General features: G+C 39.0%; 10 protein-coding genes. 7 read left to right on the forward strand and 3 right to left on the reverse strand.

Annotated elements, in window-relative coordinates; genetic code table 11:
• Positions 1 to 11: 11 nt before the first annotated feature.
• From ACPPVU_RS03030 to ACPPVU_RS03060, 7 genes are all read left to right on the forward strand, one after another.
• A complete protein-coding gene (locus tag ACPPVU_RS03030) occupies positions 12 to 2,138 on the forward strand; it encodes a xanthine dehydrogenase family protein molybdopterin-binding subunit (RefSeq protein WP_426670220.1) in 2,127 nt (708 codons plus the stop codon).
• A 22-nt stretch (positions 2,139 to 2,160) separates the two neighbouring features.
• Positions 2,161 to 3,303, forward strand: coding sequence for an XdhC family protein (locus tag ACPPVU_RS03035; protein ID WP_426670221.1), 1,143 nt, complete (start codon positions 2,161 to 2,163; stop codon positions 3,301 to 3,303).
• Positions 3,300 to 3,887 (forward strand): nucleotidyltransferase family protein, encoded by a 588-nt coding sequence (locus tag ACPPVU_RS03040; protein ID WP_426670222.1) that lies wholly within the window; start codon positions 3,300 to 3,302, stop codon positions 3,885 to 3,887. The genes ACPPVU_RS03035 and ACPPVU_RS03040 overlap by 4 nt, the downstream gene beginning before the upstream one ends.
• A 162-nt stretch (positions 3,888 to 4,049) precedes the next feature.
• On the forward strand, positions 4,050 to 5,711 hold the full coding sequence (locus ACPPVU_RS03045; protein ID WP_426670223.1) for a non-ribosomal peptide synthetase: 1,662 nt from the start codon (positions 4,050 to 4,052) through the stop codon (positions 5,709 to 5,711).
• Positions 5,712 to 6,111: 400 nt separating this feature from the next.
• Positions 6,112 to 8,238, forward strand: coding sequence for an aminodeoxychorismate synthase component I (pabB, locus tag ACPPVU_RS03050; protein WP_426670224.1), 2,127 nt, complete (start codon positions 6,112 to 6,114; stop codon positions 8,236 to 8,238).
• Between the two features lie 29 nt (positions 8,239 to 8,267).
• Positions 8,268 to 8,558 (forward strand): chorismate mutase, encoded by a 291-nt coding sequence (locus ACPPVU_RS03055; RefSeq protein WP_426670225.1) that lies wholly within the window; start codon positions 8,268 to 8,270, stop codon positions 8,556 to 8,558.
• A gap of 204 nt (positions 8,559 to 8,762) precedes the next feature.
• Positions 8,763 to 11,237 carry a non-ribosomal peptide synthetase gene (locus tag ACPPVU_RS03060; protein WP_426670226.1) on the forward strand — a complete coding sequence of 825 codons (2,475 nt, stop codon included), beginning with the start codon at positions 8,763 to 8,765 and terminating at the stop codon, positions 11,235 to 11,237.
• A 36-nt stretch (positions 11,238 to 11,273) separates the two neighbouring features.
• Here the strand turns inward: ACPPVU_RS03060 and ACPPVU_RS03065 are convergent, their stop codons facing one another.
• The 3 genes from ACPPVU_RS03065 to ACPPVU_RS03075 form a co-directional block, all read right to left on the reverse strand.
• On the reverse strand, positions 11,274 to 12,158 hold the full coding sequence (locus ACPPVU_RS03065; protein WP_426670227.1) for a prephenate dehydrogenase dimerization domain-containing protein: 885 nt from the start codon (positions 12,156 to 12,158) through the stop codon (positions 11,274 to 11,276).
• A 268-nt stretch (positions 12,159 to 12,426) separates the two neighbouring features.
• Entirely contained in the window at positions 12,427 to 13,827 is a 1,401-nt protein-coding gene (locus tag ACPPVU_RS03070) for an efflux transporter outer membrane subunit (RefSeq protein WP_426670228.1), read from the reverse strand.
• Positions 13,817 to 16,987 (reverse strand): efflux RND transporter permease subunit, encoded by a 3,171-nt coding sequence (locus ACPPVU_RS03075; protein ID WP_426670229.1) that lies wholly within the window; start codon positions 16,985 to 16,987, stop codon positions 13,817 to 13,819. Before ACPPVU_RS03075 ends, ACPPVU_RS03070 begins: the two co-directional genes overlap by 11 nt.
• Positions 16,988 to 17,017 lie beyond the last annotated feature (30 nt).

The raw sequence follows: 17,017 nt of genomic DNA on the forward strand, positions 1-17,017 counted from the left end.
AATACATACCTATGGAAAGCAGAGCAATAAGAAAACCAGTTGAAGAAGGTTTGAGCCGCGTGGACGGGAGACTTAAGGTTACCGGTGCGGCTAAATATTCAGCGGAATATAATGTTAAAGGTTTAACCTATGGGGTGATGGTAGGCAGTACCATTACCAGGGGCAACATCAAATCCATCGACACTAAACAGGCCGAACATGCGCCGGGAGTGTTTACGGTGATCACTTATTTAAATTGCCCTAATATTCCCGGTTATCATATAGAGAATGCACCGCCTAAAGGCCCCCTGAAAATATTTATTGACGATAAGATCTATTTCAACGGACAACCCATTGCTTTAATAATTGCGGATACCTACGAACGGGCACTATTTGCCGCCTCACTGGTAAAAGCAGATTATAATAAGGAAGAACATCAAACCAATCTGAAAAAGAATTTAGATGCCGGTGTTTTACCCAAGAACACTAAAGACTATCTGCGTGGGCAGGAAGACGCTTACAAATCAGCACCTATAAAAATTGAACAGGAGTACATACTGCCTACCGAGGTGCATAACCCGATGGAATTGCATGCCATTATTGCAAGATGGGATGCCGACGATAAAGTAACTGTTTGGGATAAGACACAAGGGGTAAAATCAACTCAGCGCAATATAGCGTTGGCTTTTAAATTACCCCCGGATAATGTACAGGTAACTGCGCCTTTTGTGGGTGGTGCATTTGGTGCCGCATTGCGCACCTGGCCGCATGAAATTGCGGCTGTAGTAGCTGCACAAGTTGTAAAACGTCCTGTCAAATTGGTACTGAGCCGTGCTGATATGTTTACTTCAGTTGGTTATCGTCCGCATACCTGGCAAAAAGTAGGTTTAGGCGCTACTACAGATGGTAAACTGGTAGGCATTACGCATGAAGCAAGCGGTCAAACTTCTGTTTATGAGGATTTCACGGAAGGTGTAGTTAATATCAGTCAGTTGATGTATGCATCGCCTAATGTTAACACGAGATATAAGTTAGTTTCGCTTAATGTGAACACGCCTACCCCGATGCGTGGCCCTGGTGAAGCAACCGGTGCTTACGCGTTAGAATCAGCAATGGATGAACTTTCTTATCAATTGAATATCGACCCGATAGAACTTCGCCTGCGCAATTATGCAGAAACTGACCCGTTAAGCGGAAAACCTTATTCGAGCAAGTTTTTAAAAGAAGCTTACCAATTAGGAGCCGATAGAATTGGTTGGAATGAACGAAACCAAAAGCCAGGTTCGGTCACAAAAGATGGTTGGCTGGTAGGTTACGGCATGGGAGCGGGAATGTTTGGTGCTTATCGCAGCAATGCGACGGTTACTGCCCGGATGATGGCTGACGGTACTTTATTCCTGCAAACAGCAGTGACAGATATTGGTCCGGGTACAGGTACGGCAATGGCAACTATTGGGTCAGAGGTGATGGGCATTCCTGCCGGTAAGGTCCGGGTTAATTTAGGTGACTCATCTTTGCCGCCTTCACCAACTCAAGGTGGTTCGCAGATTACATCAACAGTAGGCGCAGCTGTGTACGATGCCTGCATGGAGCTTAAAGACAAATTCAAACAATTAAACGGCGGTGCAGATAGTGCTGATTATGTTCAATTATTAAATAAAAATAATCTGCCACAATTAGAAGTTACAACGCTATCCAAAGGAGGACCTGAAATGGGTAATTATGCAGCGTATTCCTGGTCAGTACATTTTATACAGGTGCATGTAAATCCTGCTACCGGGGTAGTAAAAGTAAATAAAGCAGTATCTGTTGCTGATGCAGGTCATATCGTTAGTCCCAAAACTGCTGCCAGCCAGATAAAAGGCGGATCTATTATGGGTATAGGAATGGCACTAATGGAAGAAGCTGTGATAGACCACCGTTATGGCCGTTTGGTGAATAATAATTTTGCCGATTACCACATGCCTGTTCAGGCTGACATACCACAGGTTGAAGCGCTATTTGTGAATAAACCAGATCCGCACCTTAATCCGATGGGTGCAAAAGGTATGGGCGAAATAGCTACCATAGGCGTGGCAGCCGCAGTTGCCAATGCTGTATATAATGCTACCGGAAAAAGAATAAGGGAATTACCTATAACACCAGATAAACTTATATAATACTACCCGTTAATATCTGCAGATGAAGGAAATCATTGATATAGTAGCTGCATATGACGAAGCTGTAAAACAGGGCAAAAAAACCGCCCTGGCAACAGTAGTGCTGGTTGAAGGCTCTGCATATCGCAAGGCTGGTGCAAGGATGCTGATTACTGAAGATGGCTTGTTAACAGGTGCCATCAGTGGCGGTTGCCTGGAGGGTGATGCTTTACGAAAAGCCAGAATGGTTATACTTCAACAGGAATCTTTACTGGTAACATATGATACTATGGATGATGATGATGCCAAACTCGGTGTTGGCCTGGGATGCAACGGCATTATTCATATTTTGATCGAGCCAATAAATGATCATTCAAAGAACCCTATTGCGTTATTAAAAAAAATAATAGAGAATCGGGGAAATGCAGTTTTAGTAACCCTGTTTTCGATTGAAGACCGTAAAGCCCCTCAGCCAGGAACCTGTTTGTTCTTAAGTGAAAATGATTTGATCTTTAATGGATCAGACAATGCTAATTATCACCCGGCTTTGATCGATGATGCAAAAAAAGTTTTGGAAAATCAGCGATCAGAGACGATGAATTATACTTACGGTGCCGTGTACACGGGCTTTGTCGAGCATATCAAACCTCTGGTATCATTAGTAGTAATAGGTGCCGGGAATGATGCAATTCCATTGACTAAAATAGCCGCAGTTTTAGGTTGGAATATTACAGTTATAGATGGTCGGCACAATTACGCGGTTCCTGAACGATTCCCCCTGGCAAATAAAGTTATTGTTGCCAAACCGGAGAATGTATTGCCGCAGCTTGAGCTGAACGACTGGACAGCATTTGTTTTGATGACCCATAATTATAATTATGAGATATCATTGCTTAAACAATTGTTGCCGCTTAATCTACCCTACCTCGGTATTTTAGGTCCTAAAAAGAAGTTGGAGCGCATGCTCACAGAGGTGGAAGAAAGTGGAACTGAAATTACCGAAGAACAATTGCATAAAGTATACGGCCCTGTGGGTTTGGATATTGGCTCAGAAAGTTCAGAGGAGATTGCTTTATCTATTGTCGCAGAAATAAAAGCCGTATTGTCTTCACGAAAAGGCTATTCACTGAAATATAAGCCAGTACCTATTCATGACGATCAGCTAAAAATTACAGTGGATAAATGATCGCTCTGATCATCTTAGCGGCCGGTGCATCAACCAGGTTGGGACAACCCAAGCAAAACCTGGTCTTTCAAAGAAAAACACTCTTAGAACGGGCAATTGAAACTGCAATCGATACTGAATGCAGGCCGATATTTGTCGTTTTGGGCGCAAATGTGGATGATATTGACTTCGATATTAAATCTAAGGAAGTTAAATTTATTTTTAATTCCAATTGGAATGAAGGCATGGCATCATCTATAAGAATTGCCATCAGCGAGATTGAAAAGCATGAAGAAATAAATAATGTATTGATCATGCTTTGCGATCAGCCATTTGTTACCTCAAAATTAATAGCTGGCATGTTGTTAAAACAGCAGGAAACCGGTAAAGCAATTGTAGCCTGTAAATATGGTGACACTATTGGTGTACCAGCACTATTTACCAGAACATTGTTCTCTGAATTATTGTTACTAAGGGGACAGGAAGGCGCAAAAAAAATTCTTAAAGATCATCCGGAGGATGTGGCAATAATTCCCTTTGATAAAGGAAATATCGATATCGATACAAAGGAAGATTATAACCGCCTGATCAACTTAGATAATTAATTTATTGATTTTTTTTCGGTTAATAACGGCATAATAAATAGGTTGTATAGAATAATTATTTGATAACTTTGATTTTCAATCTTATTATATTAATAATAAGGAATCTACAATACCTAATAAATATTTTTTTTTAGTTTACATAACGAAGCACTAGCGACACGTATGAGCGGACTTTATAAAAAATTTCTTAATCTCATTAGTAGTAAACAACCAAATGAAAATGAGAAACCGAATCTTATTAAGGAGGAACAATTAAATCAATTAAATAACGGAGTTAGCGGTCCTGTTGTAAAATATCCCACAGATAAAACACTCATTGATTTATTCCTGGAACATGTAGCAAAAAGTCCCGATAGCATTGCCCTTGTATACCAGGATAAAAAACTTTCCTTCCGGCAACTAAATGAAAAGGCTAATCAACTTGCACATTACCTCAGGCAAAAAGGCGTAAAAAAAGAAACGCTGGTACCTCTTTGTATAGAGCGATCTATAGATATGATGGTAGCCATATTAGGAATTATGAAAGCCGGAGGAGTCTATGTTCCAATAGACCCGGATGTACCCCCCCAAAGAATTGAATTTCTATTAGAAGATATAGGTGTCAATACTGTCATAGCTGCTGCCGGAAACAAAGCAAAGTTGTTAGGAGTAAAAGCCGGGCTCGATATAATTTCATTCAGAGATGATCAGCATGATATAGATCAGATGCCTCTAAAAAATCCAGCTAATAAAGTTGAGCCGCATCACCTTGCCTATGTTATTTATACATCCGGTTCTACAGGCCTTCCTAAAGGTGTAATGGTCGAACATAAAAGCATCTACAATTATCTGCTAAACAGCCGGGAGAAATTTATCAAAGCAGGAGAAAATGGTTCAGGAACCTTCATACATATTCCCTATACATTTGATGCATCACTAAAAAGTATTTTTACACCATTAGTTGCAGGAAAATTAGCAGTAATTTCATCTGAACCATCCCCCTTTGTATTTGAAGACGATAATCTTCACAAGTATGCCCCGTATGATTTCATCCAGTTAACTCCCGCCCATCTCGATTTCTTTTACGCAGAATTTAAGGATAAGCGTAATAAAGCAATAACCGGGAAGATATCGATTGGCGGCGAGGCGTTATACCTGAGTCACTTTGATCCTTTGATCGATAAGAAAGCAACATTAGAAGTTATTAATGAATATGGCCCAACCGAAACGGTAGTAGCCTGCACAGGCTATTATTTTAATTTTGGTGTAGATATTGATTTACCGCGGAGCCTGCCAATTGGAAAACCAATAAACAATGTGCAGATATATTTACTGGATGAGGATTTAAATCCTGTACAGCCCGGCGAAGAGGGCGAGATCTGCGTAGGTGGTGTCCAGGTAGCAAGAGGATATTTGAACCAGCCGGAGCTGACAAAGATGAAGTTTATTCCAGATCCTTCCAGTAGTAATGGGAATGATAAAATATATAAAACAGGAGATATAGGCCGTTTGCTACCGGATGACAATATAGAATATGCAGGCAGAAAAGATCACCAGGTGAAAATACGGGGCTATCGGATAGAGCTTGGTGAGATCGAAAGTGTTTTAATACAAAGTGAAGCTATAAAAAATGTGGTGGTAGCGGCCCCTGAAAATAAGCAGGGAGATAAGCAGTTAGTTGCGTATATAGTCCCTAATGGCATATTTGATAAACAGGCAATACTAACTTATTTAAAGGATAAGCTGCCTTCTCACCTAATACCTGAAAGATTGGTTGAGTTGGAAAATTTGCCCGTAACGCCAAACGGGAAAATAGATAGAAAGGCTTTACTTGGCATGAAGTAGATTTTAAAAAAATCTATTAAATCTATAGACTACAATATTTTATTATTATAATTGTATAGAATTTAAAAAGCTGAATTCAAAGTATAAATAATAATATTGGGAATTTAGATCAATATATCTTAAATTTACATTGATTCAGCTAAACATTTACATCGCTATAGCGTGTTTGATATATTAAAACAAGCTATAATACCTATGAATGTAAATTATTTATTGATTTGCCTAACCGCAAAAATAAGTGTTATTGTAACTTATTTGAGTGTATAGTATTATTGCATACCTATTCAATAAACTAATTACCCATAACTTAGAAATTATAAACATTAACATCGCAGTAGAGTTAACTATTGGAACTACCGAGTCTACGAATATTTGAATATGGATTATTAAAAAATAGCTTATGAAAATATTAATAATTGACAACTATGATTCTTTTACTTATAACCTATTTCAACAAGTAGCAAGCATTAAGAAATGCATCCCGGATGTGTTTAAAAATGATGAAATAAGCTACGACGAAATCGTTGCGAAAGATTACGACTGTATTATAATCTCTCCCGGCCCGGGCTGGCCAGGCGTTAAAGAAGATTTTGGAGTTTGTGCCGACGTGTTATTACGTTCAAACAAGCCGGTTTTGGGCGTTTGCCTGGGTCACCAGGGTATGGCGCATTATGCCGGTGGCAAAGTAACTCACGCACCTGAACCCTTTCACGGCCGGTTAACGCCAATTTACCATAACGATTCGGGGCTTTTTAAGGGCTTGCCCCAGGGATTTAATATTGTCAGGTATCATTCACTTGTAGTGGCAGACCCACTTCCAAAAGATTTCAAAAAGAGCGCCTGGACTAAGAATGGTATAATAATGGCAATTGAGCATGAAACAAAACCATTCTTTGGCATACAATATCACCCTGAGTCCATTTCGACAGAATTTGGTAATGAAGTAATTGCGAAATTTCTGGAGCTGGCAGAGGAATTCAATAAAAAGAAATATGAAGATCTAAAGCTACCTGTAGATACTTCAGCGGGAAATAAAGCTAAACCGGAAAGCCTGATCGTTGATTATAAAACCAGTGATTTAAATGCTCCCACAGATCTTATTTTTTATAACCTGTTCAGCGAAAGTAAATACTCATTTTGGCTGGATACCAGCAAAATAATTAAAGACTACTCAAGGTTTTCAATTATGGGGAGTGTTGAAGCAAATCACGATAAAGCGATCTTGTTTGAAAGAAACAACAAAGAATTATCAATAGTAAAAGATGGGAAGACATCTACCTATAAAAGGGACCTGTTTGAATACCTTTCCGAAGAAATAGATAATAACTATGTAAAACCTGTAGACGCATTGCCTTTTAATTTCAATGGCGGGTTGATAGGTTATTTTGGATATGAACTTAAATCGGAATTAGATTTTAAAACTTCTCATAACTCTGAAGTGCCGGATGCTGCATTGATTTTTTCTACCCGGTTTTTGGTTATCGATCATAAGGAAAATAAAATCTATATAGTTGCAATCGCTAAGGACGCTAATGATACAAAAGCAACGCAGCAATGGATAAACGAAATATCAGGGAAATTACAAAAATTAGCACCCATACCTGTTAAAAAGGATAATCATGTTAAGGAGAAGCTGGAGTTTTACGGCAGCCAAAACCATAATACCTACATTGAAAATATAAAAAAATGTCTTACTGAAATCAAAAATGGTGAGAGTTACGAGATATGTTTAACAAACAGGTTATCAATTGATCTGGATCTCGATCCGATGGATCTGTATTTGAATCTAAGGAAGATAAACCCCGCTCAATATTCAGCCTATTTGCATTTTAATAGTTTTAGCATTATTTGCTCATCTCCTGAACAGTTTTTAAAGCTTGACAGGGATAAAAATGTTTCTACCAAACCTATAAAAGGAACAATAGTTAGGGATAGCGATCCGGAGGTGGATGAAAGAAATAAAGCTACCCTGCATGATAATGAAAAGTTCCGTGCCGAGAACTTAATGATCGTAGATTTATTAAGAAATGATTTTGGAAGAGTGTGTGAGATAGGCAGTGTTAAGGTTCCGCATTTGATGGCTGTAGAAACATATGAAACTCTGAATCACCTGGTGAGCACTGTGGTTGGTAAGCTCGGGTCAAGATATAATATCATTGATTTGCTTAAAGCGACATTTCCAGGCGGATCAATTACCGGCGCGCCGAAGAAAAGGACGATGGAAATAATTGACAGGTTAGAACGTGTTGCAAGGGGGCCTTATACAGGTGCCTTAGGTTATATAAGTTTATGTGGTGCAGCTGAACTTGATATTATCATCAGAACAGCGGTTTTGACAAAAAATAAAATTACAGTAGGCTCGGGTGGCGCAATTATTGCACTATCTGATCCGCAGGAAGAGTTTGACGAAATATTATTAAAAGCCTTCCCTCTTATTAAATCAATTGTCGTTACTGCCAAAGGGGACTATAATGAAAATTACTATACCCTAAATCTGTATGATGAAAAATTGAAAGAATATGTTTAAAATAGTAACTGCAAGCCATATTTGAACTTATGCATGAGTTAGTAAATTTCAGGGAGAGAATTGATGAAATTGACGAAAAAATTGTCAGGCTTATAAATGAAAGATTAGGGATATGCAAAGCTGTAGCAAAATATAAAAGTGAAAACAATATCCCCATGATGCAGCCGGATAGGGTAAAAGAAGTTTTAGTCAAACGGAGAAAATTGGCAGATGAGCTCTCTCTAAACCCTAATCTGGTTGAAAATATATACCGGTTAATAGTTGAAGAAGCCTGTATATTGGAGGATGAAATAATAAACAGCTTACTAAAAAAAGATTAAAAATATAAGTTACTGCAACGCCTTTTTAGCACTGATTAATTATATACCAGAAGTTTAACATTCAGTAAATCTGGGAAAAGTTATGATTGCATTTATTTAGAAATAAAATCATTTTGTAACCCCGGCAAAATGTTATAATAAAATATAAACCTAATAATATATAGAATTAAGGGATTTGGTTATTCTCTAACCTTATTTTCTTTCATGCCTAAAATTAAGGAAGTATTCACCATGAATAAAAAATTGACTCGGACTTATGCCTTTCAAATCGATAAAGATTTAAGTGAGGAATTGAAATATGTAAGTAAAAAACAGAATGTTTCCCTATATGTTACTTTGCTCGCGGCCTTTAAAGTGATGCTTTTCCGCCTTAGCGGCCAGTATGATTTATTCGTAGCTACACCCAACGCAACGTTTTCTGATATTCTGGCATTAAACACAAGTTTGAATGTTGATGAACCATTTGACTCATTATTACAAAGAATAAAAGAAATAGCCCGACAGGCTAATTTAAATCCCAAGACTCCATTTGGAGAGGCGGATGAATCACACAAAAGCAATACTCAAAATTTGCTGCATGAGTTCATGTTTGTTTTTCAAAACTTCGCTGAAGAGGAATTAAACCGCGATAAATTTGAAGAAAATGCATCCAAATTTGGCCTGACTCTCTCGATAACGCAAACATCCGATTACTTACAGGGTCTGGCAGTATACTCTACAGACTTATTCAATGAAAGCCAGATAATTCGGATGGCGGGTCATTATAAAGAATTACTTCATTCTATTGTAAAGCAGGAACATCAAAAGGTGGGTGAACTGCCAATGCTTACCAAAGCAGAACATGAATTGTTAACCGGGTTTAATAATACCGCAGTTAAACATTCGGCAGAAAAAACTATAGTAGATCTGTTTGAAGAACAAGTTGAAAGAAGACCTGATCGGACTGCGGTTATATTTAAAGATGAGAAAGTTACTTACCACCAGTTAAATGAAAGAGCCAATCAGCTTGCTCATTATCTTAGGCAAAAGGGTGTCAGGGAAGAGACTCTTGTACCGATATGCATAGAAAGATCTGTCGAAATGATAGTTGCTATATTGGGAATTTGGAAAGCCGGTGGCGCATATGTTCCCATAGATCCGGAATCGCCTGATTCCAGAATAAAATACTTTTTAAAGGATACTAAAGCTAGTTTGGTTGTCAGCAATGCTGAAGGTAAGCAACTGTTATTATCTGCTTTACCAGGAGTTGATGTTATTTCAATAAATGGAGATTCGCACATAGAGCAGTTTCCTATAACTAATTTAATAAGCAAACCTGCACCACAACACCTGGCGTATGTTATTTACACATCAGGCTCTACCGGTACGCCTAAAGGGGTCATGGTTGAACATAAAAGTATCTTTAACTATATTTTAAGCAGTAAAGAGAAGTTTATTAATGAAAATGAAACCAGTGCAGGAACCTTTGTTCATCTTTCCTATACGTTTGATGCATCTTTAAAAAGTATATTAACTCCGCTGGCTTCTGGTAAATCGATTGTTATATCGTCCCAGCCATCTGCTTATGTATTTGAAGATCCTAACTTGTATAAATACGCCCCCTACGATTTTATTCAGTTAACCCCGTCGCACCTTGAATTTTTTTATTCGGTGTACAAGGACGAAAATGATGAGCCAATAACCGGGAAAATATCAATTGGTGGAGAAGCATTATACTTGAGTCATTTTGATTCTTTGATTGAAGCAGGGGAAAAACTGGAGGTTGTTAATGAGTATGGTCCAACGGAAGCAACCGTAGCTTGCAGCAGTTATACTTTTAACATTTTCGGAGATAAAAGGTCACGGCAAAGACTACCAATTGGAACTCCCATAGAGAATGTACAAATATTTATATTGAACGAATATGAGCAACCCGTGCCATTAGGGGTAATTGGTGAGATATACATAGGTGGGGTGCAAGTTGCAAGAGGCTATTTAAACAACTCTGATCTGACAAAAAAGAAGTTTATCGCCAACCCGTTTGATAATACTCCGGTAAATACAATTTATAAAACAGGCGATATGGGCCGATGGCTGCCTGATGGTAATATTGAATGTATTGGCAGGAGGGACGACCAGGTGAAAATCAGGGGTTACCGTGTAGAGCCCGGCGAAGTAGAAAGCATCCTGATAAAGAATGATATGGTAAATCAGGCAACCGTTGTTGCCAAAGAAGATAGAGATAATATAAAACATTTGATCGCTTATGTGGTGCCCAATGGGATTTTTGACAAAACAGCAATGATTTCTTATCTTAAAACCTGGCTACCGGATTATATGGTACCTGAAATTTGGATTGTGCAAGACTATTTGCCCCTTACTCCAAACGGGAAAATAGACAAGAGTAATCTTCCGGAACCTGATTTCAAAGCCACGTCATTGGATGAAGAATTATCAGAAAACTCTGATGCCCCGCGCACCGAAGAAGAAAAAAGAATTGCAGAAATATGGCAGGACGTATTAGGTGTAAAACATATAGGAGTTAATGATAACTTCTTTGAATTAGGAGAACCGTCATTGTTGGCTATAAAAGTTCTAAGGCTTGTAGAAGAAGTTACCGGACAATTTTTGCCTCTGAGTACCATATATGAATACCCTACTATTGATAAGTTCGTAAAACGTCTAAAGGAAAATAAATAAGATTTTTAAAAAGAAAGTTTAAGTCAGCACCAAGACTCATTTAGTTTTATTTTGTTTAAACTGTAGTGAGAAATTATGGGATAATTCTTTAAAAGCATCCTTCTGATCTTGCGTTTTCGGTTCAATTAATTCATTAAAATCTTCTTCCTTTTTGCCATCTATGCTTTCATCCAGGGCAATTAAATTTTTTATTAATGCTTTTCTAACAGCGGAAGCATAAGCATTTTCATTTTGAATGTTCCAATATACTTTTTTGGTCCCGGATACAATTCTCCCAAAGAGTGAGCTTAGACTTAAAAAAGGTGGTGTTGAAACTTTTAAAAGCTCTGTTAATGAAAAGTCAGAATTATTTAGTGTAATACCAAAAGCCATTACAGCGGCATGTGCCGCCACTTGTATAATCGAACTCATTTGATCATGCTCTTCACTTGTAGCGAATACTATATTTAGTTTCCATAGCTCTAACAAAGAAATAAACCAGGTTGACGCCTGCGTTTCTTTGAATTTTACCACGATAATATTTTTCCCATCAATTTGCAGATCCGGGCCGAACATCGGGTTTAAACTCAGAGCATTAAAATCATGTTCAATGTAGAATAATGAAACATCTTTTTTAACCGATAAGGTATCTACCAGGAGCATCGTTTTTGCGATGTGGTATTTATATAATTCTAAGAATTTGTAGGCGATATCCTCGGGTAAACAGATGATAATTACGTCGGATTTATTGAGCAATAATTTAAGATCTTCATCAGGCACTGTCAAATCAGACTGAATGTATTTTGAACATTTGCTTGATTTATAAACCTCATTATTTAAATCAACCCCTGTAATTGCCAGTTGCTTTTCTTTATCTAATAACCTGGAAAACAGAGATCCGAAGCTTCCGTTTATTCCTAATATTGTAACTTTCTTTTCCATATACAACAATAATAATTGGCCCTTGGTGAAAAGCCCTCCTTTCAATTTAATGTTTCGTTAATCAAGATATTTTGTGAACAAGTTAATCAAAAAACAAAATGAGTAATCAGGTATAATTAATTCTGTTAATATAACTGTAAGGTATATAGAAATGGTACCTAAAAATAAAAAAGAGGGCACTTATGTATTGCCCTCTTTAATTGTTTTTAATTGCCAATGATTATCAGATTGCTATTTTTAGAGCAGCCTGATATATACACAACCCGGATCATTGGGTCACGTTCCATCCACCGCCCAAAGATTTGTACAGGCTCACGATTGAATTTAATTTTTGCTGTAACGTTATAGAAGCTTGCAACTGTGCATCAAAAAGAGCAGATTCAAGAAAGCTTACTTCTGTATAGTTAGTAAATCCATCATCGTACCGTGCCTTTGATAGCCTTAAGGCTTTGAGACTCGCCTCGACTTGTTGTTGCCGCAGCGCATATTCTTCTGTAAGTGTTTTATAAGCCGCCAGAGAATTATCTACATCCTGAAAAGCACTTAATACAACTCCCTGATATTGATAATAAACTTCAGTTGTCCTTGCACGCTCTACTTCCACCAATTTTTTATTCTGACCAAAATTAAATATTGGACCTAAAATAATCCCAAAACCATTGGCCACAAAACCATTACTGCTTAAAAATGTACTGAGTTGCGGGCTTGCAAACCCAAGCATGCCTGTTAAACTGATACTGGGCAATCTGTTTGCCTGAGCTATACCAATTCGTTCAAACTGGGATTCCAGATTTCTTTCGGCCGCCCCAATATCGGGCCGGCGCAAAAGAAGTTGGGAAGAAAGACCAACCGGAATATCAGGAGACAAGGATTGTTCAAAATTACCCAATCCGCGTCCAACAAGCCCGGGACCTTTACCAGTTAAAAGCCGGAGGGCATTTTCTGTTAAGACGATCTGTCTTTTTAAGGCCGGAATCTGGGCGGCTGCTATAATTTGTTGCTGTTTAGCCATCAGCAGATCTAACTCGGATATATATCCCTTATTAAACCTTTCGGAAAGAATTCTTGTATCTTCTGTTCTTGTTGCCAAAGTTTCTGAAGCGATAAAAAGCCTGTTATCAAGATCGCGCAATAGAAAATATTGCGTGGCAACTTCTGCAACCAGGCTTACCTCTAAGGCGTTGCGATTATCAATGCTGGCTAAAAATTGTACATAGGCTGCCCTGGTAGATCTTCTCACTTTCCCCCAGATATCAAGTTCCCAATTCAGTACGCCTACTGCATTTAAATAACCGCCGTCTACGCCTCCTGAAACTTTCACAGCGTCCGAACCTGCTTTTCCACCACCTGCCTGAGCCTGATACCCGAACTTAGGATACAAGTCAGCTTTTACGACTGCGGTCTGGATCCTTGCTTCCTCAATTCTTGCTGCGGCCACGAGCATATCCCGGTTGCTGTCAATGGCCAGTTTAACCAGGTTTTGAAGCACAGGATCTTTATACAGATCAAACCATTTCATCAATTGAGAAGTATCTGTAAATACGGTATCACGATAAGCAATATCAGTAGGCGGATGAGGTTTTGAATATTTTTTCCCAACCATGCACCCCGCCAGGATGAAAATGCTGAATAAAATGACGGCAAGAAAATATATTAATTTATTTTTCATGGTTATGCCCTGAAATAGTCCCGGAAGAGTCAACCGGAATAGTTTTTTTCAATTTCTTTTTTCTTTCAATCAGTACAAAAAATGCCGGGATAAGAATAACACCAACTACAGTTGCCGTGATCATCCCACTGAAAACCGCAAGGCCCATCACTTTTCTTGCCTGCGACCCAGCTCCACTGGCGGTTAACAACGGGATTACGCCCAATATAAAAGCAAGGGACGTCATAAGTATCGGACGAAAACGAAGCCTTGCGCCATCGATGGCAGCTTCCAAAACGGTAGAACCGCTTTCGAGTTTCATTTTTGCAAATTCTACAATCAGAATAGCATTTTTTGCATTTAATCCGATAAGCATTACCAGGCCTATTTGTGCGAAAACATTGTTTACAAAAGTTTCTGAGAAGAGTCTGCCTATAAATAAGCCCATCATGGCTCCCATAACAGCCCAGGGGGTTCCCAGCAAAACACTGAAAGGCAACGACCAGCTTTCATATTGCGCCGCGAGGATAAGGAATACGAACAAAAGCGCCATGCCAAAAACGAAGCCGCTGCTTCCCTCAGCTGCTTTCTCCTGATATGACATATTACTGTATTGGTAGCCTACATCTCTGGGCAGCGTTTCCTTGGCAACAATTTCCAGGGCATCCAAAGCCTGGGCCGAACTGTATCCTTCTTTAGGTGAACCTGATACCTCTGCTGTACGGTAAAGATTGAAACGATTGGTATATATAGGGCCGGTAGTATCGGTTACGGTAGCAAGGGTGGCGAGCGAGACCATATTTCCGAGATTGTCTCTTATAAAAAACTGGCTAATATCGTTGGGCTCCATCCTGAAAGGTGCATCCGCCTGGATATAGGTCTTGTATTGCCGCCCAAATGAATTAAAATTATTTACAAACGCACTACCTAAAAAACTTGAGATGCTACTATTCACATCATCTAAATTCAAACCCAGTTTTTCTACCTTTTCCTTATCAACACTGATGTTCTTTTGGGGAGCACTTGCCCGGAACAATGTATATATCTTACCAATTTCAGGACGCTTTTGTGCCGCGAGGATAAACTTACGGGTTTCCTCAGCCAGGTATTGAGGTGATTTCCCGGTTCTGTCCTGCAATTCCAACGTGAAGCCGGCTGCGTTCCCCAGGCCAGGGATCGGTGGTGGACTTACTGCAATAGCGGTGGCTTCGGTAATTACTAAAGAAGTGCGCTGGTTTACTTCCCTGATAACATCTTTTGATGTTCTGGCTCTGTCATGCCATGGTTTTAATTGCACAAAAACTGTTGCATTATTTTGTGATACGGTACTTGAAAGAATATTATACCCATTAATCACCGTATACGACTTAATTTCATCAATACTTTTTAAAACGCCTTCTAGTTTATGTGTTACCGCATCTGTTCTTTCAAAAGACGCAGCATCCGGAAGCAATACTCCCATTAAAAAATATCCTTCATCTTCTTCAGGCACAAATCCTCCGGGTACCTTTTTCATAAAAAGGACGGTAGAAACAACAATAATGCCGAGTATAAGTAAAGTGAGCACCAGCCTTCGGGTAAAGAAACTTGCGAGTTTTGAATAACTGTTGGTAAACCTGTCAAACATCCGGTTGAACGCCGCGAAAAAGCGCGCAAGCAATCCTTTTTTTTCTCCTTCACTCTTAGGCCGGAGGATCATTGCCGCCAGTGCCGGACTTAGTGTTAATGCATTGAAAGCAGACAGCATAACAGAAATAGCAATTGTAATGGCAAATTGCTGATATAATCTACCTGTAATACCTGCCGTTAAAGCAACGGGGATAAATACAGCGGAAAGAACAATTGCAATGGCAACTACAGGACCCGCCACCTCTTTCATTGCCAGCCTGGTTGCTTCTTTTGGCGACAATCCATGCTCAATGTGATGCATAACCGCTTCTACAACTACAATGGCGTCATCAACAACAAGGCCAATGGCCAATACCATCCCCAATAATGATAATACGTTTATTGAGAAACCAAGTAAAGGAAAAAAAATAAAAGTACCCACTAAAGAAACTGGTACCGTTAGCAAAGGAATAAGCGTTGCCCGCCAATCCTGCAGAAAAATAAATACAACAAGTATAACCAGTACTAATGCCTCTACAAGAGTATGAAGAATTTCCTCAATCCCGGCACTTACTGCAAGCGTAGTATCCAGTGAATAATTAAAATCCATGTCCTGCGGAAACTGTGTTTTTAAACCATCCATCGTTTTTCTGATGTCTTTAGCCAGGTTTAACGCATTGCTGCCAGGAATCTGGTAAATAGCGATGGAAGAAGCATTTTTTCCACTATAACGGCTCGATTGGAAATAGTTTTCTGTTCCCAGCTCAATTCTTGCAATATCCCTCATGCGCACCAATGCGCCGCTATTACTCGATTTAAGAATTATTTTTCCGAACTCTTCAGGAGACACAAGTCTCGCTTGCAATTGGGCTGAATAGGTATTTTGCGTTCCAGGAATTGCAGGATTATTTCCGAATGAGCCTCCCGGGTAAATATTATTATAAACGTCCAGCGATTTTTTTACATCACTCACCGAAATACCGAGCGCAGCCATTCTATCGGGGTGCAACCATACACGCATGGCATATTCAGCACCGCCAAATACGGTAACATCCCCCACTCCTTTCAATCGTTTGATCTGGTCAACCACGTTGATAAAAGCATAGTTATTTATGAATTGAGCGTCATAACTATTTTTTGGCGAGTATAATGAAACGATCATTAACGGAAATGCCAAAGCTTTTTTTGTAGTTACTCCAAGACTCTTTACAGCCGCAGGGAGCGAAGGATCGGCCATAGAAACGCGGTTTTGCGTCAACATATTTGCATTATCCAGGTTGGTGCCCACGTCAAATGAAACCTGAATGGTTGTTGAACCATCATTGGCATTGATTGATAGCATATAAAGCATATTTTCGACCCCATTTACCTGCTGTTCGATCGGAGTTGCTACGGTTTGCTCTACGTTCACTGCATTAGCACCACTATAATTTGCTGTTATCTTGATCATTGGTGGCGTAATATCGGGGTATTGGGAAATTGGAATTCCTTTTAACACAAGAACTCCAAGGATTATAGTGAAAATGGATATCACGATCGCTACAATGGGCCGTCTTATAAAAAATTCACTCATACAATGTAATTTGATTTTTTTTCGTAGAAT

Source organism: Mucilaginibacter sp. McL0603, from assembly GCF_049992945.1.
In the GTDB taxonomy this organism is placed as follows: domain Bacteria; phylum Bacteroidota; class Bacteroidia; order Sphingobacteriales; family Sphingobacteriaceae; genus Mucilaginibacter.

What these genes read in the sequence shown, in the direction of transcription:
- ACPPVU_RS03040 (WP_426670222.1), top strand. Translation starts at nt 3,300, where the DNA reads ATGATCGCTCTGATCATCTTAGCGGCCGGTGCATCAACCAGGTTGGGA.
- ACPPVU_RS03075 (WP_426670229.1), bottom strand. Translation starts at nt 16,987, where the DNA reads ATGAGTGAATTTTTTATAAGACGGCCCATTGTAGCGATCGTGATATCC.
- ACPPVU_RS03030 (WP_426670220.1), top strand. Translation starts at nt 12, where the DNA reads ATGGAAAGCAGAGCAATAAGAAAACCAGTTGAAGAAGGTTTGAGCCGC.
- ACPPVU_RS03065 (WP_426670227.1), bottom strand. Translation starts at nt 12,158, where the DNA reads ATGGAAAAGAAAGTTACAATATTAGGAATAAACGGAAGCTTCGGATCT.
- ACPPVU_RS03045 (WP_426670223.1), top strand. Translation starts at nt 4,050, where the DNA reads ATGAGCGGACTTTATAAAAAATTTCTTAATCTCATTAGTAGTAAACAA.
- ACPPVU_RS03035 (WP_426670221.1), top strand. Translation starts at nt 2,161, where the DNA reads ATGAAGGAAATCATTGATATAGTAGCTGCATATGACGAAGCTGTAAAA.
- pabB (WP_426670224.1), top strand. Translation starts at nt 6,112, where the DNA reads ATGAAAATATTAATAATTGACAACTATGATTCTTTTACTTATAACCTA.
- ACPPVU_RS03070 (WP_426670228.1), bottom strand. Translation starts at nt 13,827, where the DNA reads ATGAAAAATAAATTAATATATTTTCTTGCCGTCATTTTATTCAGCATT.
- ACPPVU_RS03055 (WP_426670225.1), top strand. Translation starts at nt 8,268, where the DNA reads ATGCATGAGTTAGTAAATTTCAGGGAGAGAATTGATGAAATTGACGAA.
- ACPPVU_RS03060 (WP_426670226.1), top strand. Translation starts at nt 8,763, where the DNA reads ATGCCTAAAATTAAGGAAGTATTCACCATGAATAAAAAATTGACTCGG.